Source organism: Pseudomonas sp. Hz4, assembly GCF_054898165.1.
Window position 1 is genome coordinate 5,764,150 of sequence record NZ_CM142719.1, and the last position, 25,202, is coordinate 5,789,351.

The 25,202-nt window shown below is 59.2% G+C and carries 22 protein-coding genes and 1 pseudogene; 14 read left to right on the top strand and 9 right to left on the bottom strand.

Translation table 11 applies throughout. The annotated features are described in order from the left end of the window. Positions 1-79: 79 nt before the first annotated feature. The 4 genes from rpoH to ftsY all read right to left on the bottom strand — a co-directional run bounded on the left by rpoH (position 80) and on the right by ftsY (position 4,240). On the bottom strand, positions 80-934 hold the full coding sequence (gene rpoH / locus ACYZTR_RS26620) for an RNA polymerase sigma factor RpoH (protein WP_150746650.1): 855 nt from the start codon (positions 932-934) through the stop codon (positions 80-82). A 113-nt stretch (positions 935-1,047) separates the two neighbouring features. Further along, positions 1,048-2,070 carry a permease-like cell division protein FtsX gene (gene ftsX, locus ACYZTR_RS26625; protein ID WP_282383183.1) on the bottom strand — a complete coding sequence of 341 codons (1,023 nt, stop codon included), beginning with the start codon at positions 2,068-2,070 and terminating at the stop codon, positions 1,048-1,050. Next, positions 2,067-2,738 (bottom strand): cell division ATP-binding protein FtsE, encoded by a 672-nt coding sequence (ftsE, locus tag ACYZTR_RS26630; RefSeq protein WP_008152655.1) that lies wholly within the window; start codon positions 2,736-2,738, stop codon positions 2,067-2,069. Before ftsE ends, ftsX begins: the two co-directional genes overlap by 4 nt. Further along, entirely contained in the window at positions 2,735-4,240 is a 1,506-nt protein-coding gene (gene ftsY, locus ACYZTR_RS26635) for a signal recognition particle-docking protein FtsY (RefSeq protein ID WP_461975135.1), read from the bottom strand. The genes ftsE and ftsY overlap by 4 nt, the downstream gene beginning before the upstream one ends. A 608-nt stretch (positions 4,241-4,848) precedes the next feature. Here ftsY and ACYZTR_RS26640 point away from each other — a divergent pair. From ACYZTR_RS26640 to ACYZTR_RS26655, 4 genes are all read left to right on the top strand, one after another. Then, positions 4,849-6,204 (top strand): M16 family metallopeptidase, encoded by a 1,356-nt coding sequence (locus tag ACYZTR_RS26640; protein ID WP_461975137.1) that lies wholly within the window; start codon positions 4,849-4,851, stop codon positions 6,202-6,204. Continuing rightward, positions 6,197-7,687 (top strand): M16 family metallopeptidase, encoded by a 1,491-nt coding sequence (locus ACYZTR_RS26645; protein WP_461975139.1) that lies wholly within the window; start codon positions 6,197-6,199, stop codon positions 7,685-7,687. Before ACYZTR_RS26640 ends, ACYZTR_RS26645 begins: the two co-directional genes overlap by 8 nt. After that, complete coding sequence (rsmD, locus tag ACYZTR_RS26650) at positions 7,687-8,298, top strand: 16S rRNA (guanine(966)-N(2))-methyltransferase RsmD (protein ID WP_282383173.1); 612 nt, start codon at positions 7,687-7,689, stop codon at positions 8,296-8,298. The genes ACYZTR_RS26645 and rsmD overlap by 1 nt, the downstream gene beginning before the upstream one ends. A 64-nt stretch (positions 8,299-8,362) precedes the next feature. Then, positions 8,363-9,361 (top strand): hydrolase, encoded by a 999-nt coding sequence (locus tag ACYZTR_RS26655; protein WP_461975141.1) that lies wholly within the window; start codon positions 8,363-8,365, stop codon positions 9,359-9,361. A gap of 40 nt (positions 9,362-9,401) precedes the next feature. Here the strand turns inward: ACYZTR_RS26655 and ACYZTR_RS26660 are convergent, their stop codons facing one another. Continuing rightward, positions 9,402-10,256 (bottom strand): sulfurtransferase, encoded by an 855-nt coding sequence (locus tag ACYZTR_RS26660; protein ID WP_461975142.1) that lies wholly within the window; start codon positions 10,254-10,256, stop codon positions 9,402-9,404. Between the two features lie 33 nt (positions 10,257-10,289). Further along, entirely contained in the window at positions 10,290-10,961 is a 672-nt protein-coding gene (locus tag ACYZTR_RS26665) for a TetR/AcrR family transcriptional regulator (protein WP_283189338.1), read from the bottom strand. Between the two features lie 146 nt (positions 10,962-11,107). Here ACYZTR_RS26665 and ACYZTR_RS26670 point away from each other — a divergent pair, with 146 nt between their 5' ends. The 5 genes from ACYZTR_RS26670 to ACYZTR_RS26690 all read left to right on the top strand — a co-directional run bounded on the left by ACYZTR_RS26670 (position 11,108) and on the right by ACYZTR_RS26690 (position 15,700). After that, on the top strand, positions 11,108-12,538 hold the full coding sequence (locus tag ACYZTR_RS26670) for a coniferyl aldehyde dehydrogenase (RefSeq protein WP_461975144.1): 1,431 nt from the start codon (positions 11,108-11,110) through the stop codon (positions 12,536-12,538). Between the two features lie 28 nt (positions 12,539-12,566). Continuing rightward, a complete protein-coding gene (locus ACYZTR_RS26675) occupies positions 12,567-13,112 on the top strand; it encodes a twin-arginine translocation pathway signal protein (RefSeq protein WP_461975146.1) in 546 nt (181 codons plus the stop codon). 43 nt (positions 13,113-13,155) lie between these two features. Next, complete coding sequence (locus ACYZTR_RS26680) at positions 13,156-14,751, top strand: GMC family oxidoreductase (RefSeq protein WP_461975148.1); 1,596 nt, start codon at positions 13,156-13,158, stop codon at positions 14,749-14,751. Positions 14,752-14,866: 115 nt separating this feature from the next. Beyond that, positions 14,867-15,346: a pantetheine-phosphate adenylyltransferase gene (gene coaD / locus ACYZTR_RS26685; RefSeq protein ID WP_461975150.1), complete on the top strand. Its 480-nt coding sequence runs from the start codon at positions 14,867-14,869 to the stop codon at positions 15,344-15,346. A gap of 102 nt (positions 15,347-15,448) precedes the next feature. Beyond that, positions 15,449-15,700 carry a YfhL family 4Fe-4S dicluster ferredoxin gene (locus tag ACYZTR_RS26690; RefSeq protein WP_449645762.1) on the top strand — a complete coding sequence of 84 codons (252 nt, stop codon included), beginning with the start codon at positions 15,449-15,451 and terminating at the stop codon, positions 15,698-15,700. Positions 15,701-15,842: 142 nt separating this feature from the next. Here ACYZTR_RS26690 and ACYZTR_RS26695 read toward each other — a convergent pair whose 3' ends face one another. From ACYZTR_RS26695 to ACYZTR_RS26705, 3 genes are read right to left on the bottom strand one after another with little or no spacing between them, the layout of a single operon-like run. Further along, entirely contained in the window at positions 15,843-16,166 is a 324-nt protein-coding gene (locus tag ACYZTR_RS26695; RefSeq protein WP_461975152.1) for a multidrug transporter, read from the bottom strand. A 52-nt stretch (positions 16,167-16,218) separates the two neighbouring features. Further along, positions 16,219-17,031, bottom strand: coding sequence for a bifunctional DNA-formamidopyrimidine glycosylase/DNA-(apurinic or apyrimidinic site) lyase (gene mutM, locus ACYZTR_RS26700; RefSeq protein ID WP_461975154.1), 813 nt, complete (start codon positions 17,029-17,031; stop codon positions 16,219-16,221). 28 nt (positions 17,032-17,059) lie between these two features. Beyond that, positions 17,060-17,875, bottom strand: a complete 816-nt coding sequence (locus tag ACYZTR_RS26705; RefSeq protein WP_461979899.1) for an HDOD domain-containing protein — start codon at positions 17,873-17,875, stop codon at positions 17,060-17,062. Between the two features lie 269 nt (positions 17,876-18,144). On the opposite strand from ACYZTR_RS26705, the gene ACYZTR_RS26710 reads away from it, so the two are divergent. From ACYZTR_RS26710 to ilvD, 5 genes and pseudogenes are all read left to right on the top strand, one after another. Next, complete coding sequence (locus ACYZTR_RS26710; protein ID WP_282381575.1) at positions 18,145-19,341, top strand: class I SAM-dependent rRNA methyltransferase; 1,197 nt, start codon at positions 18,145-18,147, stop codon at positions 19,339-19,341. 424 nt (positions 19,342-19,765) lie between these two features. Further along, positions 19,766-20,845 (top strand): annotated as a pseudogene (locus ACYZTR_RS26715) (SagB family peptide dehydrogenase). Beyond that, complete coding sequence (locus ACYZTR_RS26720; RefSeq protein WP_461975156.1) at positions 20,842-21,819, top strand: diiron oxygenase; 978 nt, start codon at positions 20,842-20,844, stop codon at positions 21,817-21,819. Before ACYZTR_RS26715 ends, ACYZTR_RS26720 begins: the two are co-directional and overlap by 4 nt. After that, complete coding sequence (locus ACYZTR_RS26725; protein ID WP_461975158.1) at positions 21,812-23,020, top strand: MFS transporter; 1,209 nt, start codon at positions 21,812-21,814, stop codon at positions 23,018-23,020. The genes ACYZTR_RS26720 and ACYZTR_RS26725 overlap by 8 nt, the downstream gene beginning before the upstream one ends. Before the next feature lie 258 nt (positions 23,021-23,278). Continuing rightward, on the top strand, positions 23,279-25,120 hold the full coding sequence (gene ilvD, locus ACYZTR_RS26730) for a dihydroxy-acid dehydratase (RefSeq protein WP_461975160.1): 1,842 nt from the start codon (positions 23,279-23,281) through the stop codon (positions 25,118-25,120). The last annotated feature ends 82 nt before the right edge of the window (positions 25,121-25,202 follow it).

Sequence of the window (25,202 nt, forward strand, 5' to 3'; positions counted from 1 at the left end):
CCCACATGGGTTATGTGTTGGGCATAAACAAAAACGCCCCGATCAATGATCGGGGCATTTTTTATTGCCGGTTCGCAGCTTATGCAGCAATCGATACCTTGAGCTTGTTCATCGCGCTCTTCTCGAGTTGACGGATACGCTCGGCCGACACGTTGTACTTCTGCGCCAGGTCGTGCAGCGTAGCTTTTTCTTCTGCCAGCCAGCGCTGGTAGAGGATGTCACGGCTGCGGTCGTCCAGCACTTCAAGCGCTTCGTGCAGGTTGTGGTTCGAGTTGTCGCTCCAGTCAGCATCTTCCAGTTGACGGGCCGGGTCGTACCGGTGGTCTTCCAGATAGTTGGCCGGCGATTGGAAAGCGCTGTCATCGTCCGCTTCCGCGGCCGGGTCGAAGGCCATGTCATGGCCAGTCAGGCGACTTTCCATCTCGCGCACTTCCCGAGGCTCTACACCGAGGCTTTCCGCCACACGGTGGACTTCCTCGTTGTTCAGCCACGCCAGACGCTTCTTCTGGCTGCGCAGGTTGAAAAACAGCTTGCGTTGAGCCTTGGTGGTCGCGACTTTCACAATGCGCCAGTTGCGCAGAATGAACTCGTGGATTTCCGCCTTGATCCAGTGCACGGCAAAGGACACCAGGCGTACACCCATTTCCGGGTTGAAGCGCTTCACGGCCTTCATCAGGCCGACGTTGCCTTCCTGGATCAGGTCGGCCTGAGCCAGACCGTAACCGGAATAGCTACGAGCGATATGGACAACAAAACGCAGGTGGGCGAGCACCATCTGCCGAGCCGCCCCCAAATCCTGCTCATAATAGAGACTCTCGGCCAGTTCACGCTCCTGCTCCGGTGTCAGCAATGGAATGCTGTTCACCGTGTGCACATAGGCCTCCAGGTTCGCACCCGGGACCAGAGCATATGCAGGTTGCAAAGAATTGGTCATATGAAAAAACCTCCGTTTTACATAACTCGTGCAGTTCAGCACTGCGAAAATTGACCGGAAACCGAAATACAAGTTCCCATAAACGCTGAAAGGTCAATACGAGCAAAATGAAACTACTTAGGCGCAAGCTCCCTCAGGTGGCGTGCGACTGCAATCCATGCACCGATATACCCCAACAGCACCGCGCCAAGCAAGAGCGACAGACCATCGGCAACTGGCACTCCGGCCAGCGCGAAATCACTGCCGTACAAACCGGCCAGCCCCACTACCGCGTCGTTCAGCCAATCAAGGCCAAACGCCAATACGCCCCAGGAAAGAATCCCCGCACCGAAGCCATAAAGCGCACCCATATACAGAAAGGGCCTACGCACATAGCTGTCAGTGCCGCCGACGAGTTTAATCACTTCTATCTCTGTGCGGCGGTTTTCAATATGAAGACGAATGGTATTGCCTATCACCAAAAGTAATGCAGAAACCAAAAGCACGGTCAGACCGAAGACAAAACGGTCGCCCAGCTTGAGGATCGCTGCCAGACGCTCGACCCAGACTAGATCAAGTTGTGCCTGTTGTACCTTGGGCAACTCGGAAAGTTTTTGTCGTAATGCTTCAAGGGCGGGCTTGTCGACTTCATTCGGCGTCACCAGAACCACGCCTGGCAGCGGGTTCTCCGGCAATTCCTTAAGTGCCTCGCCCAGACCGGACTGCTGCTGAAACTCTTCCAGCGCTTGATCGCGGCCGACATATTCAGCATCGGCAACGCCGGGCATCCCCTTGATCTGCTCGCGCAGCGACTCACCCTCAGCGGGGCTGGCCTCGATTTGCAGGTACAGGGAAATCTGCGCCGCACGCTGCCAGGAACCGCCGAGGCGCTCGACGTTACTTAGCAAAAGTGACAGGCCCATAGGCAAGCTCAGAGCCACCGCCATCACCATGCAGGTAAAGAAGCTACCGATTGGCTGCTTGCCCAAACGACGCAAGCTATCGAGCAGGCTGGCCCGATGACTCTCGACCCAGGCACGAAACAGCGTGGCGAAGTCCGGACCGTCATCATCGTCGCGTTTTTTCTTCTGCGGCTGCGGGTCGGCGGCCTTTGGGGCCACGCGCTCGGAAACCTTGGGGCTGCGTGTCGCACTCATACGCCAGCCTCCCCGTCGCCGATCAATCGGCCGCGCTGCAGCGTCAGCATGCGGTGACGCATACGGGCGATCAGCGCCAGGTCGTGACTGGCGATCAGCACGCTGGTGCCCAGACGGTTGATGTCTTCGAACACGCCCATGATTTCAGCCGCCAGACGCGGATCGAGGTTACCGGTCGGTTCATCTGCCAGCAGCAAGGCCGGACGGTGAACGATGGCGCGGGCGATGCCGACGCGCTGTTGCTGACCGGTGGACAAGTCGCCGGGGTACAAATCGGTCTTGTCCGAGAGCGCTACGCGCTCCAGGGCCGAATCCACGCGCTTGGCGATTTCGGCCTTGGACAGCCCAAGGATCTGCAAGGGCAGCGCGATATTGTTGAACACCGTGCGATCGAACAGCAACTGATGGTTCTGGAACACCACACCGATCTGCCGCCGCAGGTAAGGAATCTGCGCATTGCTGATGGTGCTCAGGTCTTGACCGGCCAACAGCAATTTTCCGGTGGTCGGGCGCTCCATCGCCAGCAGCAGGCGCAATAAGGTGCTTTTACCGGCGCCAGAGTGCCCGGTCACAAACAAAAACTCGCCCCGACGGACTCGAAAGCTCAGCTCATGCAAGCCGACGTGACCGTTCGGGTAGCGCTTACCGACTTGCTCGAAACGAATCATGAACGCTCCCGCTCGGCAAACAGTGCCTGGACAAAGGGTTCTGCTTCAAAAGTGCGCAAATCATCGATGCCTTCACCGACGCCGATGTAGCGAATGGGCAAGCCGAACTGCTTGGCGAGGGCGAAAATCACTCCACCTTTGGCGGTGCCGTCGAGCTTGGTCAGCGCCAGGCCAGTCAGTTCGACGGTCTGGTTGAATTGCTTGGCCTGGCTAATCGCGTTCTGCCCCGTACCGGCATCGAGCACCAATAGCACCTCGTGAGGCGCGTCGGCGTCGAGTTTGCTGATCACCCGGCGAACCTTCTTCAGCTCTTCCATCAAATTGTCTTTGGTGTGCAGACGACCGGCGGTGTCGGCGATCAGCACGTCGATGCCACGGGCCTTGGCCGCTTGCACGGCATCGAAGATAACCGAAGCCGAGTCAGCGCCGGTGTGCTGGGCGATGACCGGGATCTTGTTGCGTTCGCCCCAGACCTGCAATTGCTCGACGGCGGCGGCGCGGAAGGTATCGCCGGCCGCGAGCATGACTTTCTTGCCTTCAAGTTGCAGCTTTTTCGCCAGTTTGCCGATGGTGGTGGTCTTGCCGGCACCGTTGACGCCGACAACCAGAATCACGAACGGCTTGCTCTGCGAAATGATTTTCAGCGGTTGCTCGACCGGCTTGAGCATCGCCGCCAGTTCCGCTTGCAGGGATTTGTACAGCGCATCGGCATCGGCCAGTTCTTTACGGGCGACTTTCTGGGTCAGATGCTGAATGATCACCGACGTTGCCTCGACGCCAACGTCGGCGGTCAGCAGGCGGGTTTCGATGTCTTCGAGCAGCTCGTCATCGATGATCTTCCTGCCCAGAAACAGGCTGGCCATGCCTTCGCCGATGCTGGCGCTGGTCTTGGACAAGCCTTGTTTCAGGCGGGCGAAGAAACCGGCTTTGGTTTCTTCGGTACGCGCAGGCTCGGCAGGCGTTTCGACGGGAGCGACAGGTGCGGCGGCAACGGGAGCGACAACCGGTGCGGGTACGGGTGCTGGAGCAACCAGAGCGATAAATGCAGGAGCGACAGGCTCCGGGACCACCGGCGCAGGCTCGGCCATGATAACTGGCGCGACAACCGGCTCAACCACTGGCGCTTGAACGGGTTCAGGAGCAAACGCGGTCGGCGCTGGAATCGATGGCGCAACGTGCGGCGCCAGCTCATCTTCGACCAATGCCACCGGCTCTTCCGCCACAGGCAAGGTCAGCCACGGCTCTGCGGTTGGCGCCAGCGGCAGCTCAACCACGAGTTCAGTTTCAGGCTCAGCCTCGACTATCGGCTGCAGCACCGGCTCAGCGATCGGCAAGACAACCGGCGCGGGCTCTTCTTCTATGACCGGCGCAAGCGTTGGCTCAGGAAGTGGCTGTGGCTGTTCGACGACGGGTTCCTGCGGCTTTTTGCGCAGCCATCCGAACAGGCTTTTCTTCTCACCAGCCGCAGCTGGGGCTTTCTTGTCGTCGTTGGAACCAAACATGGAGGACGGCTATCTCACGGTAGCGACGCGCCAAAGGGCGCCTCGGCAAATAAATATTCGATGCAGAACAGACTGCGATTGACCCAGCTTGTTCACGCGCAACATTTTGTCGAGGTGCAAACAGCACCTCAAAGGTTGACTAATACGAAGGACTGGAACGACATCGTCGGCGAAAACGCAGAGTTTAGCTGACAAACTCAAAGTTTCCGCAGGTAACCCATGCAACCTTCCGACCCATCAAAGGCCTGATAGGCGTGGCCGCCAGTAAAACGGACCAGTATCCTAGGGCGTGTCATCAATCATTACCAGTACCGCGTGGCCGCCTGAAAACGGGCCAGGCAAGGCGCAGGCCGCAGGGAATGTGCTTTCCTTCCCAAGGACTGCAACGCAGCATGGCCCGTTTTCAGGCGCCACCCGGAGGGCCGGGCCTGATAGTGTGCAGGGCTGCGTTGCTCGGAGTTTATTTGGAATGACCAAACTACACTCCTCGCGCCTTGCCCTGCGCACTATCAGGCTCCGGCGCGGTACTGGTAATGATTGATGACACGCCCTACCTCTCGCCCGCCGACGCTAAGACCAAGCGGGCAGCTCAACAGGTTTAAAAACGAATGAATGCTTTAGCCCGCCGCGCTGCTGGCCTGCTGCTCAGCACAGTTTGTCTGCCCCTCTCGGCCCTGGCTGCCGATCCACAACCGACTCACGAATTCACCCTCGATAACGGCCTGAAGGTTGTCGTGCGCGAAGACCATCGTGCGCCGGTGGTGGTTTCCCAAGTCTGGTACAAGGTCGGCTCAAGCTACGAGACGCCGGGTCAGACCGGTTTGTCCCACGCCCTGGAACACATGATGTTCAAGGGCAGCGAAAAAGTCGGACCCGGCGAAGCCTCGCTGATCCTTCGCGACCTCGGCGCCGAAGAGAACGCGTTCACTAGCGACGACTTCACCGCTTATTACCAGGTGCTGGCCCGCGACCGTCTGGGCGTGGCCTTCGAGCTGGAAGCCGACCGCATGGCCAGCCTGCGTCTGCCGGCCGACGAGTTCGCCCGCGAGATCGAAGTCATTAAAGAAGAGCGTCGCCTGCGCACCGACGACAAGCCAATGTCCAAGGCCTACGAACGCTTCAAGGCCATGGCCTACCCGGCCAGCGGTTACCACACGCCGACCATCGGCTGGATGGCGGACCTCGACCGCATGAAAGTCGAGGAGCTGCGCCACTGGTATCAATCCTGGTACGTGCCGAACAACGCCACGCTGGTGGTGGTCGGCGACGTGACCCCGGACGAGGTCAAAACCTTGGCCCAGCGCTACTTCGGCCCGATCGCCAAACGTGATGTGCCACCGGCGAAAATCCCGCTGGAACTGGCCGAACCCGGCGAGCGGCAGATCACCCTGCACGTGCAGACCCAACTGCCAAGCCTGATGCTGGGTTTCAACGTGCCAAGCATCGCCACCGCTGAAGACAAACGCTCGGTCAACGCCTTGCGCCTGATCTCGGCCCTGCTCGACGGCGGCTACAGCGGACGCATCCCGACGCAACTGGAGCGCGGCGAAGAGCTGGTGTCCGGCGGTTCGTCGAGCTACGACGCCTACACCCGTGGCGACAGCCTGTTCACCTTGTCGGCAACGCCCAATACCCAGAAAAAGAAAACCATGGCCCAGGCCGAAGCCGGTTTGTGGAAGCTGCTTGAACAGCTGAAAACCACCGCGCCGTCCGCTGAAGAGCTGGAACGCGTCCGCGCACAGGTCATCGCAGGCCTGGTCTACGAGCGTGACTCGATCACCAGCCAGGCCACCGCCATTGGCCAACTGGAAACTGTTGGCCTGTCGTGGAAGCTGATGGACACCGAACTTGCCGACCTGGAAAGCGTAACCCCGCAAGACATCCAGAACGCCGCCAAGCTGTATTTCACCCGCGAACGTCTCAGCGTCGCCCATGTATTGCCAGAGGAGACGACTCATGAGTGAGCGTAAAAAACCGCGCCTGGCGCTGATTGGCCTGATCGCTGTCGCAGTGATCGGTTCTGCAGCTTTTTACTTCTCGAAGACCGACGAATCCAAGGCCAGCGAAGCCCTCGACAAGGCCAAGGCCAGCCAGAAGCTGCAATCGCTGGCAGAACTCGACGGCAAGGCGCCAAGTCACCGCACCCTGGACGTGCAGACCTGGAAAACCGCCGAAGGCGCCAAGGTGCTGTTTGTTGAAGCCCGGGAGCTGCCGATGTTCGACATGCGCCTGATCTTCGCCGCCGGCAGCAGCCAGGACGGCAACGCACCCGGTCTTTCCGTGCTGACCAATGCCATGCTCAACGAAGGTGTGGCCGGCAAAGACGTTGGCGTCATCGCTCAGGGCTTCGAAGGCCTGGGCGCTGACTTTGGCAACGGCGCGTTTAAAGACATGGCACTGGCGTCCCTGCGCAGCCTCAGCGCCGCGGACAAACGCGAACCGGCCCTGAAATTGTTCTCTGAAGTCGTTGGCAAACCGACCTTCCCTGCCGATTCCTTTGCGCGCATCAAGAACCAGATGCTCGCCGGTTTCGAATACCAGAAACAGAACCCCGGCAAACTGGCGAGCCTGGAACTGATGAACCGTCTGTACGGCGATCACCCGTATGCGCATTCCAGCGACGGCACGGCGAAAACCGTTCCGGCGATTACGGTGGCGCAGATGCGCGCGTTTCATGAGAAGGCCTATGCGGCGGGCAACGTGGTAATTGCGCTGGTGGGCGACCTGTCTCGCGCCGAGGCGCAGGCGATTGCTGCACAAGTCTCCAGCACGCTACCAAAAGGTCCTGAGCTGGCGAAAATCGCGCAACCGGAGGAACCGAAAGCCAGCATCGGCCACATCGAGTTCCCGTCCAAGCAGACCAACCTGATGCTCGCGCAACTGGGCATCGATCGTGACGACCCGGACTACGCGGCACTGTCCATGGGCAACCAGATACTCGGCGGCGGCGGCTTTGGCACCCGTCTGATGAGCGAAGTGCGCGAGAAGCGTGGCCTGGCTTACGGCGTGTATTCAGGTTTCAGCCCGATGCAGGCGCGCGGCCCGTTCATGATCAACCTGCAAACTCGCGCCGAGATGAGCGAAGGCACGCTGAAACTGGTGCAAGACGTGCTCGCCGACTACCTTAAAACCGGCCCGACCGCGAAAGAACTCGATGACGCCAAGCGTGAATTGGCCGGCAGCTTCCCGCTGTCCACTGCCAGCAACGCCGATATCGTTGGTCAGCTCGGCGCCATGGGTTTCTACAACCTGCCGCTGAGCTATCTGGATGACTTTATGCGTGAGTCCCAGAGCCTGACGGTCGAGCAGGTCAAAACCGCACTGAACAAACACTTGAGCACGGACAAAATGGTCATCGTCAGCGCTGGCCCGACCGTGCCGCAAAAGCCGTTACCGGCCCCTACTGATAAACCTGCCGAGCAACCGCTCGGGGTCCCGGAGCATTAATGGCCACTCGTCCTAAAAAACCCGTTCACAACGTGCACAACGGTGTGAACCAACTGCGCATCATCGGCGGTGAATGGGGCAGCCGAAAGCTGAGCTTCCCTGACGCACCGGGCTTGCGCCCGACCCCGGACCGGGTGCGTGAAACCTTGTTCAACTGGCTCGCGCCGTACGTTGCCGGGGCCAAAGTGTTTGATCCGTTCGCCGGCAGCGGCGCGTTGTTCCTCGAGGCGTTGTCCCGTGGCGCGGCCATGGGTCAGGCGCTGGACGCCAGCAACATCGCGGTCGCCAGCATCAAAGAGCATCTGGGCACGCTGCGCTGCACCACCGGCCAGATTCAGACCGCCGATGCCTTGCGCTACCTGGAAACCCAGACAGCGACCGCGTACGACGTAGTGTTCCTGGACCCGCCGTTCAACCAGAACCTGTTGCCGACCGTCTGCACGCTGCTTGAAGAGCGGCAATGGCTGGCCAACGAGGCCTGGATCTACACTGAAAGCGAAAACGCGCCATCGATACTCGGTCTGCCAGGCAACTGGCGCCTGCACCGGGAGCAGAAATCCGGGCGGGTTTACTACGCGTTGTGGCAACGTATGGCAGAGATCGCCGGTTAATCGACCGGCCTGAAAAAGGTGCGCGCCTCAAGCGAGGCTCGCACCGCTGCATCGAGAAATAAACGTGTCCTATCCGCCACAACGCTTCACCCCGGCCTTCGGCCTCGGCAATCCGCACTTGCAAACCTTGTGGGGACCGCTGTGGCGCAAAACCACGCACATCGAACGCCAACGCGAACGCCTGTGGCTTGAGGATGGTGACTTTCTCGATCTCGACTGGCATGGCCCGCACAGCGCCGATGCACCACTGGTGCTGGTGTTGCACGGCCTGACCGGCTCTTCAAATTCGCCTTACGTGGCCGGGGTGCAGAAAGCGCTGAGCGCGCAAGGCTGGGCCAGCGTCGCGCTGAACTGGCGCGGCTGCTCAGGCGAGCCGAATCTGTTGCCGCGCAGCTACCACTCCGGCGCCAGCGAAGACCTGGCCGAAACCATCAAGCACCTGCGGGCCAAACGCCCTCTGGCGCCACTGTATGCGATCGGCTATTCCCTGGGCGGCAATGTCTTGCTCAAGCACTTGGGCGAATCCGGCAGCGACAGCGGCGTGGTCGGTGCGGTGGCGGTGTCGGTGCCGTTTCGTCTTGATCAATGCGCCGACCGGATCGGCCAGGGTTTCTCCAAGGTCTATCAGGCGCATTTCATGCGCGAGATGCTGGCCTACATCAAGAACAAGCAGCGACAGTTCCAGCATGACGGGCGCGAGGATGGACTGGCGGCATTGGCTGCACTGGGCTCACTGGAGAACATGCGCACGTTCTGGGATTTCGATGGCCGGGTCACGGCGCCGCTGAATGGTTTTGCCGATGCCAAGGATTACTATCGCCAAGCCTCGAGTCGCTATTTCCTTGGCGAGATTCGTACGCCGACCCTGATCATTCAAGCGGCCGATGACCCGTTTGTCTTTCCTCATAGCCTGCCGCAAGCCGAGGAATTGTCCGCCTGCACTCAATTCGAACTACAGCCCAAGGGTGGGCATGTCGGCTTCATCGACGGCTCGTTCAGGCAACCGGGTTACTACCTGGAACGCCGCATCCCGCAGTGGTTGACCGGCAATGGTCGCGAGTAATGGGTTGCGAGCAAGCCCGCCTCCACATTTAGATGGGGGATTACTCGCCGATGGCGATGCCATGCGCAGGATCGTTGATCCACTCGCTCCACGACCCGGCATACAACGACCCCAACGGATACCCGGCCAGACATAACGCAAACAGGTTGTGGCACGCCGTCACGCCAGAACCGCAGTACGCCACCAGATCGGTCGGCGAACGATGACCGAGTTTCGCGGCAAAACGCTGCTTGAGCTGATCCGCCGGCAGAAAACGCCCGTCGCTGCCCAAGTTGTCAGTGAACGCCGCACATTGCGCGCCGGGGATGTGCCCGGCAATCGGATCGATCGGTTCTACTTCGCCTTTGAAGCGCGGCAAGGCGCGAGCATCGAGCAAGGTCAGCGCGGGCAGGCCGAGACGTTGCTGGAGCTGTTCGGCGCTCAAGATCAGCGCATTGTCCGGCGTTCCAGTGAAGGTGCCACGTTCAATCTGCGGCGCATCAAGACTCAGGGGCAAACCGGCCGCGTGCCAGGCCTTGAGCCCACCATCGAGTATGAACACGCTGTCACGTTTACCTAGCCAGGCCAGCAACCACCAGGCCCGCGCCGCGTAGGCACCCGGACCGTCGTCGTACAAAATCACCTCGCTGTCGGCGTTGATGCCCCACGATTGCAGACGTTCAATCACGTCTTCAGGTTCTGGCAACGGATGGCGCCCGGTCACACCCTTGACCACGGTCCCGCTCAAATCACGCTCAAGATCGGCAAAGCTCGACCCGGCGATATGCCCTTCGGCATAACTGCGCTGACCGTAATCCGGGTCTTCGAGGGCAAAACGACAATCCAGAATCACCAGCCCCGGCTGTTCCTTTTTCAGGTCCAACGCTTGTGGGCTGATCAGTTGCGCAATGGGCATAACGGACTCCTGTGATTTTGGCGATGTTTGATCCTACTTCACTTCTTCCAGCGCTTGGGCCAGCGGCACGTAAAACTCATCGAACAACGCATTCACCGCGGCGCGAGACTGATCCGTGACAAACCCGGCCTCAAGCACCAGCACCTGATACACGCCGCGTTTAATCGCCTGTTCGCTCAGGTGATTGGAGTTTTCACGCGTGGTGCACAGAAAACGCACCCAAGACGTCAGGATGATCCAGGCATTGAGCGTCAGGGATTCAATCTGAACCTTGTCCATTTGCAGGATGCCGGCCTCAACGAAGCCGGCGTAGATGTGCGTGCCATGGATCAGGCAGCGTTGGGAAAAACGCCGATAACGGGCGGCCAGCTCCGGATCGCTATCGAGCAAATGCTCCAGATCGCGGTGCAAAAACCGGTAGCGCCACATCGCGGCCAGCAACTCCTGGAGGTAGACGCGCTTGTCGTCAACCGTGGCGGCGCGACCCTGGGGCGGGCGCAGGAAGCTGTCCACCAGGCTTTCGTACTCACTGAACAGCACGGCGATGATCGCCTGCTTGTTGGGGAAGTGGTAGTACAGGTTGCCCGGGGAAATTTCCATGTGGGCAGCAATGTGGTTGGTGCTGATGCTTCGCTCACCCTGCTGATTGAACAGCTCCAGGCTGTTCTGCACGATGCGCTCGCTGGTTTTGATCCGAGGGGCCATGGCTTGGGCTTTAATTCAGAGTGCGTTGACGGGCATCTTACGACCTAACGGGGAGTGGATAAAACAACGCTGCACCAGGATGTCATTTGACTTTCTAGAGCATGGACTCTAAAAAGTCCCTTATTACAATAAAACCGGAGCCGACCATGACTGCTGACATCGCCTACCTGCAGAATCTTCTGCAGCCCCTGGAAGAGCTCCAGACCCTGTTCGACGCCCAACGCGCGGCGTATGCAGCCAACCCGATGCCGCCCGCTGCCCAGCGCCAGCAATGGCTAAAAGCCCTGCGAGATCTGTTGAGCAATGAGCGTCAGGCACTGATCGATGCCATCAGCCAGGATTTCAGTCATCGCAGCGCCGATGAAACCCTGCTCGCCGAACTGATGCCCAGCCTGCATGGCATTCACTACGCCAATCAGCACCTCAAAGGCTGGATGAAGGCGTCGAAGCGCAAGGTCGGGATTGCCTTTCAACCCGCGGCAGCCAAAGTCGTTTATCAACCTTTGGGTGTGGTCGGGGTGATCGTGCCGTGGAACTACCCCCTGTATCTGGCCATCGGACCATTGGTAGGCGCGTTGTCGGCGGGCAATCGGGTGATGCTCAAACTCAGTGAGTCGACCCCGGTCTTCGGTTTGTTGCTCAAAGAATTGCTGGGCCGAATCTTCCCGCAAGACCTGGTCTGCGTGGTGCTGGGCGAAGCCGATATCGGTGTAGCGTTCTCTAAACTGCGTTTCGATCACCTGCTGTTCACCGGTGCCACCAGCGTTGGCAAACACGTGATGCGTGCGGCGGCCGAGAACCTGACTCCGGTGACCCTCGAACTCGGCGGCAAATCCCCGGCCATCGTGTCTCGCGACGTGCCGCTCAAGGACGCTGCCGAACGCATCGCCTTCGGCAAGACGCTCAACGCCGGGCAGACCTGCGTGGCCCCGGACTATGTCCTGGTGCCGGAAGATCGCGTCGGTGCGTTCATTGAGGCCTATCGTCAGGCGGTTCGCGGTTTTTATCCGACCCTGACCGACAACCCGGACTACACCGCGATCATCAATGACCGACAATTGGCGCGCCTCAACGGCTACATCAGCGACGCCACCAGCAAGGGGGCGCTGCTGATTCCTCTGTTCGACCAGGGCCAGGGGCGCCGCATGAGCCATAGCCTGCTGCTCAATGTCAGCAACGACATGATGGTGATGCAGGACGAAATATTCGGCCCGCTGTTGCCGATCGTTCCGTACAAGGACCTGGATCAAGCCTTTGCCTACATCAACCAACGACCTCGTCCGCTGGCCCTGTATTACTTCGGCTACGACAAGCGTGAGCAAAACCGCGTACTTCACGAAACCCATTCCGGCGGCGTGTGCCTGAACGACACCCTGCTGCACGTCGCTCAGGACGACATGCCATTCGGCGGTATCGGCGCCTCGGGCATGGGCCATTACCACGGCCACGAAGGTTTCCTGACCTTCAGCAAAGCCAAAGGTGTGCTGATCAAACAGCGGTTCAATGCGGCGAAATTGATCTATCCGCCGTACGGCAAATCCATTCAGAAGCTGATTCAGAAGCTGTTTATCCGCTAACGATCACCACCACCGGGTAATAACAATAATGAGCCCAAGTCTGTCCAATGCACCCGCGCTGTCACGGCGCGGCTTGCTTAAATTCAGCCTGGGTGCCAGCGCCTTTCTCGCCACCGCGGGTTTGGGAGCGAGCCTCAGCGGCTGCTCGTCGAGCATTCCGGCCAGTGGTTTCGCGGTTCTGCGCAGCGGTGACTTGCTGTTTCTGCGGGCACTGATTCCGGTGCTGCTCGACGGCGCCGTGGCCGTCGAAAAAATGCCGACGGCCGTCGATGGCACCCTGCACTGTCTGGATAACAGCCTGAATCACCTGTCGCCGGAAATGCTCAAGCTGACCCAGCAGTTATTCGATGTGCTGGGAATGGCCGTGACTCGCGGGCCACTGACCGGGATCTGGGGCAGCTGGGAAAACGCCAGTAGCGAGGAGATTCGGCACTTTCTGGATCGCTGGGAAAACAGCTCGTTAAGTTTGCTGCGCATGGGCCACAGCTCGCTGCAGCAGTTGGTGATGATGGCGTGGTACAGCCGCGCGGAGTCGTGGGCGCATTGCGGGTATCCCGGACCGCCCGCCGTCTGAGATCAGCCCATTCACACCCCGAAAATAAAAAGAGAACCTGAACATGCCCGTACCCGATCCGTTCCGCGAAGGCCTGGCCCGTGGCTGGAAAACCTATAACGGTTCGCAACTGACCCAGGACCTGACCCTCGAAGCGGACGTGGCGATTATCGGCAGCGGCGCGGGTGGCGGGACCACCGCCGAAATTCTCAGCGCCGCGGGCTACAAGGTGTTGCTGATCGAGGAAGGCCCGCTCAAGACCAGCAGCGACTTCAAGATGCTCGAAGACCAGGCCTACACCAGCCTCTACCAGGAAGGCATCGGCCGCATGAGCAAGGACGGCGCGATCACCATTCTCCAGGGGCGGGCGGTGGGCGGCACCACGCTGATCAACTGGACCTCAAGCTTTCGCACGCCGGAACCGACCCTCGACCACTGGGCCAAAGAACACGACGTCAAAGGCCACACGCCGGCCGAGATGGCGCCGTGGTTCGAGAAAATGGAACAACGCCTGGGCGTCGCTCCCTGGATGATCCCACCCAACGCCAACAACGACGTGATCCGCAAAGGCTGCGAAAAACTTGGCTACGCCTGGCATGTGATCCCGCGCAACGTGCGTGGCTGCTGGAATCTCGGGTACTGCGGCATGGGTTGCCCGACCAACGCCAAGCAATCGATGCTGGTCACGACCATTCCGGCGACCCTGGAAAAAGGCGGTGAGCTGCTCTATCTGGCCCGCGCCGAAAAGCTCTTGATCAGCGGCGACAAGGTCACAGGTTTGCAATGCGTAGCGATGGATGACCGTTGCGTCGCTCCCATGGGCAAGACAATCACGGTCAAGGCCCGGCATTACGTGCTGGCTGGCGGCGGGATCAACAGCCCGGCGCTGCTCATGCGCTCCGAGGCGCCGGATCCTCACAAGCGGCTGGGTAAAAGGACTTTTCTACACTTGGTGAACATGTCGGCCGGGCTGTTCGACGAGGTGATCAACCCGTTCTATGGCGCGCCACAGTCGATCTATTCCGACCATTTCCAATGGCAGGACGGCACCACCGGGAAAATGTCTTACAAACTCGAAGTGCCGCCGCTGCACCCGGCGCTGGCGACCACGCTGCTCGGTGGCTTCGGTAAGGAAAACGCCCGGCACATGGAAAACTTGCCCCATACCCACGCTATGTTGGCGTTGCTGCGGGATGGTTTCCACCCGGACAGCCCGGGCGGTAGCGTCGAGTTGCGCGGTGACGGCACGCCAGTGCTCGACTATCAGGTTTCTCCCTATGCCTGGGACGGGTTGCGCCGGGCGTTCCACAGCATGGCCGAGATCCAGTTCGCTGGCGGTGCCAAGGCGGTGATGCCCATGCACGCCGACGCTCGCTACGTAAAAACCCTCGCCGAAGCGCGCACGCTGATCGACGGCCTGAGCCTTGAGCTGTATCGCACACGCCTTGGCAGTGCCCATGTGATGGGCGGGTGTGCCATGGGTGAAGAGTCAAAAAACGCCGTGACCGACAGCCTCGGCCGCCATCATCAGATAAGCAACCTGTCGATTCATGACGGCTCGCTGTTCCCCACCAGCATTGGCGCAAACCCGCAATTGTCGGTCTACGGGCTGACGGCGCAGTTGGCAACTTCTTTGGCCGAACGTTTGAAAAACCCATGAAAACGGAGAATATTCCAATCGTCTATAGTGCTTTCTTACCCAAAAGGCGACTTGGCCGACCGGGAAGGCTGCGATACCATCCGATTCCCCAACGGACTCCCGCCAGGACGACGCGATGAACCGAGTGTTGTACCCAGGTACCTTCGACCCTATTACCAAGGGCCATGGCGATCTAGTCGAACGCGCCGCGCGCCTGTTCGATCATGTGATCATCGCCGTCGCCGCCAGCCCGAAGAAAAACCCGATGTTTCCCCTGGAACAGCGTGTGGCGCTGGCCCGCGAGGTCACTAAACATCTGCCCAACGTTGAAGTCGTCGGCTTCTCGACGTTGCTGGCGCACTTCGCCAAAGAGAAGAACGCCAACGTGTTCCTGCGTGGTTTGCGTGCGGTGTCGGACTTCGAATACGAATTCCAGCTGGCCAACATGAACCGTCAGCTGGCGCCGGATGTGGAAAGTCTGTTTCTTACCCCGTCCGAGCGTTATTCGTACATTTCCTCGACGCTGGTTCGTGAAATCGCAGCCCTGGGCGGTGATATCACCAAGTTCGTCCACCCTGCGGTGGCGGATGCCCTGAACGAGCGCTTCAAGAAGTAACAACCGCTCAAGCGGCGCCCGCGTGCACTGCGGGCGCCAATGCGGCACAATTGTGCGCATTGGTTTATTGCGCCCGGGCCTTCCGCCCTGGCTGGAGTTAGCATGTCCCTGATCATCACCGACGATTGCATCAACTGCGACGTCTGCGAACCCGAGTGCCCGAACGCCGCCATTTCTCAAGGCGAAGAGATCTACGTGATCGACCCGAACCTGTGCACACAGTGTGTGGGCCACTACGACGAACCTCAGTGCCAGCAAGTTTGCCCGGTGGATTGCATTCCGCTGGACGAGGCGCATCCAGAGACTGAAGAGCAGTTGATGGCGAAGTATCTGGTGATTACTGGTAAGGCTTGATTCATTTGGCGCCCGTGATGGCGCTATCGCGAGCAAGCTCGCTCCCACAGTAGATCTTCGGTGTATGTCATAACGCAAATCCCCTGTGGGAGCGAGCTTGCTCGCGATAGCGCCATCAGCCACACCAACGAAGTAACTGACTTCACTCCCGCTGCTCAAACCCCTCCCCGATACACCCCAGACACCGCACGAACGCCGCTTTCGCCGGGTCGACCACCAACGCCTGCCCCGCATCGCCAACGCCGCCACCCAGCGCGGTAAACGGCAATGACACCACAAATGCCCCCGCACCGATCACCGTCGCCACGACCAGCAAGGGTCGGGCAATCAGCAAGTCGCCGAGCATGGCGTACGCTGGGGGATTCTGGATGGTGTAACGCGGGTCACCGCTGCCGGTGTTTGCCGCCAGCACTGGCGCGCCGACGCTCAGCAGCAACGCGACGACAAGGGTTCGAAACAGGTTCATGACACGGTCCTTCGGCTAGGCAGTGAGCACTGACTATAGACCGCGTGAGGTATCAGCTCTGACAGCGCGGGCAAAAGACGCTGGCGCGCTGCCCAAGCTTCACGTCCCGCAACTCCGTCCCACAGACCTTGCACGGCTTACCGCCGCGGCCATACACGAACAGTTCCTGCTGGAAATAACCCGGCTGACCATCACCGCCTATAAAGTCGCGCAGCGTGGTGCCGCCGCGTTCAATAGCGGCAACCAGGATGCGTTTGATCTCGATCGCCAATTTCAGATAACGCGCCCGAGAGATGCCCTTGGCCTCACGACGCGGGTCGATACCTGCCGCGAACAACGCTTCGGTTGCGTAGATATTACCCACGCCGACCACCACCGCGTTGTCCATGATGAACGGTTTGACCGCCATGGATCGACCGCGGGACTGCTGGAACAAGCGCTCACCGTCGAACAGGTCGGTCAATGGCTCCGGCCCCAGGCGAATCAACAACTCGTGGTTCAGCGGGTCGAGGCTCCAGAGCATCGCACCAAACCGTCGCGGGTCGGTGTAACGCAAGGCCAGGCCGGATTCCAGTTCGATGTCCACATGCTCATGCTTGGCCACCGGTGAGCCAACTTCCACCAGACGCAGATTTCCCGACATGCCTAGATGGCTGATCAGCGTGCCGACTTCGGCATTGATCAGCAGGTACTTCGCGCGTCTTTCCACCAGCACGATGCGCTGACCCGACAGCCGCACATCCAGATCTTCCGGAATCGGCCAGCGCAAGCGGCGGTCACGCACGATCACCCGGCTGACGCGCTGGCCTTCAAGGTGCGGCGCAATTCCTCGACGAGTGGTTTCGACTTCAGGCAGTTCCGGCATGGTGCTCTCTAGTCAGGCTGTGCAACGCTCAGCGGTGAGTGCCAAGGTCGCGAATCGTTTGTTTGAGGGTCTCGAAGTCGTAGTCCGAGAGGCCGACATAATCGAGAACCAAAGGCGCGATGCTGTTCCACTCGTGGTCCTCGGTCTGGTTGCCCAGTACCCGGTAGGACGCACAAATGTGCTCGGCCATCTTCAGGATCGCCAGCAGATTTTTCAGCTGACTGTTGCGCAACGACTCATCGCTGAAGATCGCCAACGCATTGTGGTGATTGGCGATGGCGGCGGTTACATGCTCCGGCAGGCGCCAGGATTTGGCGGTGTAATAACCCACCACCGCGTGATTGGTATTGAACACCCGATTCTCCGTATCCACCACCCGGCATTCAGCGCTGGCGCTGGCATAGGCCTCTTCCAGAACGGTCATGTAGGTGGGAAAACGCTGGAGCATCAGTGGCACGCCGCAGTCATGGAACAGACCCAAAGCGTACGCTTCATCGCCTGCCTGGGCGCCGATGCGCTTGGCCAGGGTCAGGCAGGTCATCGCCACGTCCTGAGCGGTGTCCCAGAAACGATTCAAGGTGACGATGGTGTCGTCGTTCATCTCGCCCTTGATCGACTGGGCGTTGATCAGGTTGATAATCGAACGGCTGCCCAGCAGATTCACCGCACGCTGAATCGAGGCAATCTTGTTGCTCAAGCCGTAATACGGCGAGTTGACGATTTTCAACAAAGCGCCAGAGAGGCCCGGGTCCTGGGAGATCAGCTTCGCGATCACCTCCAGATCCGGATCGGGCATGTACTGTTCCATCTGCAAATCCACCATGATCTGCGGCTGGGCCGGCACGCTGATGCCTTGCAGGGATTGTTGAATCTGTTCGCAAGTCAGCTCTTGGGCCATAAGTACACACTCTGGGACAGGCGGCGATTCTAACCCTTATAAAGTTGGATCCGACACACCGGCCGGTCTACCGGACAAAGTTTCATGTCGGCGTAGCATTCGAAATCCCTTTCGCGGGCAAGCCTCGCTCCTGCGTCATCAGCGTTTCATCGCCCTCCAAGCCCGCCGCAACCCTCAACACGCTATACTCCCGCTCTTTTTTCCGGAGCGACGTCATGTCCCTGCCTAGCCTGCGCCTCAAAGCCAACGCCGACCGTCGCCTGCGAAACGGCCATTTGTGGGTCTATAGCAACGAAATCGATGTAGCCGCCACCCCGTTACACGGTTTCAAGGCCGGCGACCAGGCGATCCTCGAAGCTGCCGGCGGCAAGCCGCTAGGCATCGTTGCCATGAGCCCGAACAACCTGATCTGCGCCCGTCTGCTGTCGCGCGACATTAAGTTGCCGCTGGACAAGTCACTGCTGGTGCATCGCCTGAACGTTGCCCTGTCCCTGCGCGATCGTCTGTTCGACAAGCCGTTCTATCGCCTGGTCTACGGTGACTCCGACCTGTTGCCAGGCCTGGTGGTTGACCGTTTTGGCGACATTCTGGTGGTACAGATCGCCTCGGCAACCATGGAAGCCCATAAAGAAGACGTGATCGCAGCGCTGACCCAAGTGCTCAAGCCAAGCGGCATCCTGTTCAAGAACGACTCCGCGGCCCGTGATGCCGAAGGCCTCAATCGCTACGTCGAAACCGTGTTCGGCCTGGTGCCGGAGTGGGTCGCGCTGGAAGAAAACGGCGTGAAATTCGAAGCACCGGTTATCCAGGGACAGAAAACCGGCTGGTTCTACGACCACCGCATGAATCGCGCGCGTCTGGCACCTTATGCCAAAGGCAAACGCGTGCTGGACCTGTACAGCTACATCGGTGGCTGGGGCGTGCAAGCGGCTGCTTTCGGCGCCAGTGAAGTGTTCTGCGTCGACGCGTCGGCCTTCGCCCTCGACGGCGTCGAGCGCAACGCCGCGCTGAACGGTTTTGCCGACAAAATGACCTGCATCGAAGGCGACGTGTTCGAAGCCCTGAAAGAGCTGAAAGCCAGCGAAGAACGCTTCGACGTGATCGTTGCCGACCCGCCGGCATTCATCAAACGCAAGAAAGACATGAAGAACGGTGAAGGCGCCTACCGTCGCCTGAACGAGCAAGCCATGCGCCTGCTCAGCAAGGACGGCATCCTGGTCAGCGCTTCTTGCTCGATGCACCTGCCCGAAGACGATCTGCAGAACATCCTGCTGACCAGCGCCCGTCACTTGGACCGCAACATCCAGATCCTGGAGCGCGGCGGTCAGGGCCCGGATCACCCGGTTCATCCAGCCATCGCCGAAACCCGCTACATCAAGAGCATCACCTGCCGTCTGCTGCCAAACAGCTGATGACGCCGGTTTGACGGGGGGCCAACCGGCTCCCCGTTCTATTATCTGTTGTTGAACTCTCCAACTTCCTACTCCCGCTGTCTTACTGACTTGCAGGACGTTTCGCGCTGTCTTTTATTTTAGCGGACAAAACTTACAAGATTCATCCATCCCCAAGATTGATCCGACAAAATTACTGGAACATTCCTACCCAATATCCCCTTGATAAGAACCCATTACAAACTATGCTTAAGTTGTCACAAAGGAGTGACACTCACTATCACTTACAAGGAGTTCAAAACATGAAAGCAATTACTCTGGAAGCAAACAAAATCGCCAACCTGTCTTTTCTGGTTGCTCCAAAAGCCCGCTAAGTAAATGAGACGCTGGGGAGTGCCGGCTACCCAGCGTTTTCTATAGCACGGACCAGAGTGAGTTGCCAAACATGCAGATTAACCCTTATATATTCATACTGCCTCGTTCGCCCGGCCAAATAGTCTGGGATTACAAAAACCACAAACAATTCGAATTGAATCTCGAATATTCAACCCGTCTCGCACACCTTATCGACAATCCCGAAAAATTTGATAAAAACAATACAATAGACAATCAATTTGTAAGCGCAGGAATACTAACACCCTTGATACAAAACCCTATTGAATGGGGCTGGGATGAACTGTCGAAAATATTTCACATCGGCACCAAGAACATTCCTTGTGAATATGTCCCCCAAGATATTAATGAATGGTCGAGACACTATCTGGACCATTGCGCCGAAGTACTGGCCACCCCTGCTCCAGAGAGCAGACTCACGGAGCGCCCGACAAGCGAGCGGATTACCCTGCCCCAACCTTCCTGCTTCCCGGTAAACGCTCTAGTAAAGACGTTGATCGAGCGAAAGACCTGTCGCACCTTCACGGGTGAAAGGGTTTCCCTCGATGATTTGAGCACGCTCCTGTATTTGTCCCTTGGCTAGCTGCGTGAGCGCGAAAACGATGTCGACGAAACCATCGCAGAAGGTCATGGCGCCCGGCGTAGCAGTCCGTCCGGTGGTGGACTGAATGCCTGCGAAGGTTTTCTTCATGTTCAGAACGTCAGCGGCCTGAATCCCGGTCTCTACGCCTACCACCCCACCGAACATGCGTTGAGCTTCCTCAATCCGCTGCCTGACTCGCCCTTGGGGCAGTTGTTGTGTGGGCAGCATTTCATCAACAACCTTCCAGTCGGCCTGTTCATCACCGCCCGCTTCGACAAACTGTGGTGGAAATATGAACACTCGCGGGCGTACCGAATGGCTTACGTCGAGGCAGGCCATATTTCCCAGACCTTTCAACTGGTGGCCACCGCACTTGGGTTGAGCACCTGGTTGACCGGTGCGTTGGCGGACGATCAGGTCGAAATGTTGCTGGGGATCGAGGACAGCGCCGAACAACCGTTGTTTTTTGTGGGCTGTGGCCAGAGTGACGGACAAGCAATGTGCAAAGAATTGAAAGCGCTGCTGAACAGCCGAGGCTCACACCAATGACCGAGCCCAGCACAGACGACCTTTCCCTTCCCGACGCCTGGGCCCAGCGCTTCACCCTCGGCGACTGGAACACTCGAGCCTCGGTACGAACCAGCGAGCACTGCTATCAATTGCCATCAGACCTGGAACGGCAACTGGAAACACGACACTGGTTCCCGCCGGCCTTCCTGCCCTACCTGAGCCACCCGGCAATCGAAGCAGCAGGCAGCGCGATCGTCCATCGATTATCGGCCAATCATCTGGTGTACTTCCTCGACTACACCACCCGGCTCGAGCATCGGATCGTCAACCGCTCCGTGGAAACCATCGTCCACGATGAGCTCGGTGCGTCCATCCCCCGACGAATGAAAACGGCCGCCCTCCAGCTCTATACCGATGAGGGTTATCACGCCCTGTTTTCCAATAGCCTCGCCGAGCAGATAGCCGACCTCTACGGCATGACCCAACGCCCAGTGATGCCGCACCGCATTACACGACTGAACGCCCTCATCGACCACACCCCCGACAGGCATAAGGCACTGGCCTGGTTTCTCGTCGGCTTCGTGTCCGAGACAATCATCGCCAGAGAACTGCTCGAGGTTTGCCGCAACGGGCTGGTGTCCAGCGTCCAGGAAATGCTCAGGGACCACCTCACCGACGAGGCCCGACACAGTCGCTACTTTTCCGAAGTGTTTCATTATCTGTGGCTGACACTGAACAGCAGCCAACGCACCTTCGCCGCAAAGTTGCTGGTAGACGTCATCCCGATGTTCTTTGGGGTCGATGAGCGATGGCTGAAGGAAAGCCTGAACAGTGTGGGACTCGGCGAGAATTGCGTCGCAGAAATCCTCAGTGCCCTGACAGGCTCGCAAGCCTGCCTTCAGCGCTCCCGATCGGGTGCAGGCGCGACGTTTCAGGCAATGGAAAAGGCAGGGTTCTTCGACTTGCCTTCCAACCAGCAGCTCTTCGTAAAGGCAGGACTGGTCGATGGATGAAGGAAAATCTGCGGTCAGTTTCAAAAACCGTCGGGCCACGGTCATTCTGTTGATGACCATGACACTGCTCGGTGTCTTCCCCCTTGATGTGGTGCTCCCGTCCTTTCCCGTTCTTTCTGACTACTTTCAGACTTCACCGTCCGAAATTGCCCTGTCCGTCAGCGTGTTCGCCATTGGTCTGGCGTTGTCCGTGGTGCTGGTCGGACCGTTGTCAGATTTGTGGGGGCGCAAGAAGCTGCTGCTGGCAGGTATCGCAATCGCAGTGGTCGGTGCGACGGGTTGCCTGGCGTCCAGCGAGTACAGCTGGTTTCTGTTCTTTCGCGTGATCCAGGCGGTTGGTTGCGGATCGTTCGTGCTGTCACAGGCACTGGTTCAGGATTTGTTCGTCGGCAAAGAACAGGAGCGAATCAGAATCTGGATGGTGACGGGCGGCGGGGTGTTCATATCGATTTCGCCCCTGCTGGGGGCCTGGTTGCAATCGCAGCTAGGCTGGCAGGGCAGCTTTTATGTGTTTATCACGCTGGCCGTCATTGTCTGGCTCAACGCCTGCTTTCTGCTCAAGGAAAACCCGCACCGTCATACGGCGTCGCACGGACGATTTTTCAGTGCCTATTGGCGGGTATGCTCGGATATACGCTTCATGGGTTACTGGCTAATTTCAGCGTTGGCCTTTGCCTGCCATTTTTCGTTCATCGTCATTTCACCGATTATTTTCATGGAGCGTCTGGCGCTTTCGTCGTACGAATTTGCCTGGACGTTATTGCTGTATGGCTTGGCCTATGTGCTCGGCGGGATTCTCGCCAGCGCCCTGCATCGGCACCTGCAAGCCAACACGCAGATAGCTATCGGTCTGGGTCTGATCGCTTTGTCAGGGTTGATCATGCTGTGGTTGGCGGATCAGTTCGGCCTCTCTGCTGCCGTGGTACTGATACCCATGCTGATTTGTACAGCAGGCACCACCATTGCCAGACCTATCGCCAACTCCAAAGCCATGAGTCTCTATCCACAGAACGCCGGAACGTCTACCTCGGTCGGCGGCGTGCTGATTTTCATGTTCGGTGGCGTGATCAGCGTGGTGATCAATCTTGCGTACGACGACCTGACCACGGCGCTTGCCTTGTGTTTCCTGACCTTAAGTGCCGCGGGTCTTGGCTTGAATGTATTGATCACACGGCGGAATCTGGCGCTGAAGGTGGGCTGATACCTGCCGGTCGTCATCCCGTACGTTGTGTCACCACTGGATCGACACTTCCCGGCATTCCCTCCTGACGCCAGCCGTGTAGAATCGCGACATTCATCGCCAGTCATCCCCCGGCGGGTTTATGAGCTCAAGCTGAAGCGCGCGGCGATCCCGCAAAGTTATCGGCAACTTCCGGACACACGGCCATTTCTGAGTGTTCCAGACGTCAATAGAAGCTCACTTCCCTTTTGATACCTGATTAGCCGCCCGGAGTGCTTCATGCCTGATTACCGCTCGAAAACATCCACCCATGGCCGCAATATGGCCGGCGCCCGCGCACTGTGGCGTGCCACGGGGATGAAAGATGACGACTTCAAAAAGCCGATCATCGCCATTGCCAACTCCTTCACCCAGTTCGTACCGGGCCACGTCCACCTCAAGGACCTGGGCCAACTGGTCGCCCGCGAAATCGAACGCGCCGGCGGTGTAGCGAAAGAATTCAACACCATTGCCGTGGATGACGGCATCGCCATGGGTCACGACGGCATGCTCTATTCGCTGCCGAGCCGCGAGATCATCGCCGACTCCGTCGAATACATGGTCAACGCCCATTGCGCCGATGCGATCGTCTGCATCTCCAACTGCGACAAGATCACCCCAGGCATGCTCATGGCAGCCCTGCGCCTGAACATCCCGGTGATCTTCGTTTCCGGCGGCCCGATGGAAGCCGGCAAGACCAAACTGGCAAGCCATGGCCTCGACCTCGTCGACGCCATGGTGATCGCCGCCGACTCCAGCGCTTCTGACGAGAAAGTCGCTGACTACGAGCGCAACGCCTGCCCGACCTGCGGTTCGTGCTCCGGCATGTTCACCGCCAACTCGATGAACTGCCTGGTCGAAGCCCTCGGTCTGGCATTGCCGGGCAACGGTTCGACCCTGGCCACCCACAGCGACCGCGAGCAGCTGTTCCTGCAGGCTGGTCGCACCATCGTAGAGCTGTGCAAGCGCTACTACGGCGAGAACGACGAGTCGGTGTTGCCGCGCAACATCGCCAACTTCAAGGCGTTCGAAAACGCTATGACCCTGGACATCGCCATGGGCGGTTCCACTAACACCATCCTGCACTTGCTGGCCGCGGCCCAGGAAGCCGAGATCGAGTTCGATCTGCGCGACATCGACCGTCTCTCCCGTCACGTGCCGCAACTGTGCAAAGTTGCGCCGAACATCCAGAAGTACCACATGGAAGACGTGCACCGTGCCGGCGGGATCTTCAGCATCCTCGGCTCGCTGGCCCGTGGCGGCCTGCTGCACACTGACCTGCCGACCGTGCACAGCAAAACCCTGGCCGAAGGCATCGCAAAGTGGGACATCACCCAGACCAGCGACGAAGCGGTGCATCACTTCTTCAAGGCCGGCCCTGGGGGCATCCCGACGCAAACCGCGTTCAGTCAGTCGACCCGCTGGGAAACCCTGGACGACGACCGTGAAAACGGCTGCATCCGCAGTGTCGAACACGCCTATTCGAAAGAAGGCGGCCTGGCCGTTCTGTACGGCAACATCGCGCTGGACGGCTGCGTGGTGAAAACCGCCGGCGTCGACGAGTCGATCCACGTCTTCGAAGGCAACGCGAAAATCTTCGAAAGCCAGGACAGCGCCGTACGCGGCATCCTCGCTGACGAAGTGAAGGCCGGCGACATCGTGATCATCCGTTACGAAGGCCCGAAAGGCGGCCCGGGCATGCAGGAAATGCTGTACCCGACGTCGTACCTGAAATCCAAAGGCCTGGGCAAAGATTGCGCCCTGCTCACCGACGGCCGTTTCTCCGGCGGCACTTCGGGCCTGTCCATCGGCCACGCTTCGCCAGAAGCGGCGGCGGGCGGCGCAATTGGTCTGGTGCAGGAGGGCGACAAAGTGCTGATCGACATTCCGAACCGCTCGATCAACCTGTTGATCAGCGACGAAGAAATGGCTGGGCGCCGTGCCGAGCAAGATCAGAAAGGTTGGAAGCCTGTGGAAAAACGTCCACGCAAAGTGACCACCGCACTGAAAGCCTACGCCCTGCTGGCGACCAGCGCCGACAAGGGTGCTGTGCGTAACAAGGCAATGCTCGACGGGCTGTAAGCGTCAATTGCAGAAACAAAAATGCCCCGCCAAGTGCGGGGCTGATCGTTCCCACGCTCCCGCGTGGGAACGATCATTTTCG